This window comes from Acinetobacter sp. AS5, assembly GCF_048957595.1.
GTDB lineage: Bacteria > Pseudomonadota > Gammaproteobacteria > Pseudomonadales > Moraxellaceae > Acinetobacter.
In genome coordinates, this window is sequence record NZ_JARDAL010000148.1 from 1 (window position 1) to 912 (window position 912).

The 912-nt window shown below is 35.4% G+C and carries 1 protein-coding gene; it reads left to right on the forward strand.

Annotated features, from left to right (window positions below; translation table 11 throughout):
- Positions 1 to 10 precede the first annotated feature (10 nt).
- Positions 11 to 912: copper resistance protein B (locus PV763_RS17675; protein ID WP_420938298.1), on the forward strand; the 902-nt coding region annotated here is incomplete at its 3' end.

Consider the following 912-nt stretch of genomic DNA (forward strand, 5'->3'; position numbering starts at 1 on the left):
GTAAATCCACATGCAAATCACTAAGAATTTCTTCTCAAAAACAGTCTTATCAATTGCATTAATAAGTATATCAAACTTAACTTTTGCTAATAGCAGCACTTCGGAACAAGAAAGTAATATTACAAATGGTATGAGAGTCTTATTACAGGAGTCTGGTGGCTTAAGATATAGCCCCCAAGAATTGTATCCAGAATATTATTCAATGGAAAATGCAAATGGGGGAGATAATATTATTTTGACTGCAAGAAAGAGATCAGACGGATCTCACGATGATCATCTTAAAGAACATGGCGGACAAATTTATCAAGTAACAAGACTTGAAAATGCATGGATGGTTGATGAAGACGGTAAGGGCAACCTAGGAACAAAGCTTGAAACTTTGATTGGAACAGATGAAAATCGTCTATTTATTGAAGCCAATTCGGAAAAGTCAGAAAGTAATGATCCAAAATATGCTGTATCAGCACTTTATAGCCGTAACGTAGCCCCATTTTGGGATATACAAGCTGGTGTAAGATATAGCGAAGATAAAAATAGCAGCAACAGTGATCGAGTTGATGGTGTTATTGGTGTATTAGGATTAGCTCCTTATTTCTTTGAAACACAAGCTTATTTATACGGTGGTGAGAATAATTTTTGGGGAGCAAGTTTTGAATTAGAACGTGATTTGCTTTTAACTCAGAAACTTATTACTCAACCTTATATCGAAGCAGATGTAATATTTAGCGATGATTCTAACTATGCTGCAAAATCAGGTTTATCAGAACTAAAAACTGGTATCAAAACCCGATATGAGATTACTAAGCGAATTAAACCTTTCATTGATGTTGCTTACCAATATGAAAAAGGACAGAAAGCCACTTCTATGCAAGAGGCAACAGAGTCTGAAAAGGGATGGAAATATGGTGCAGG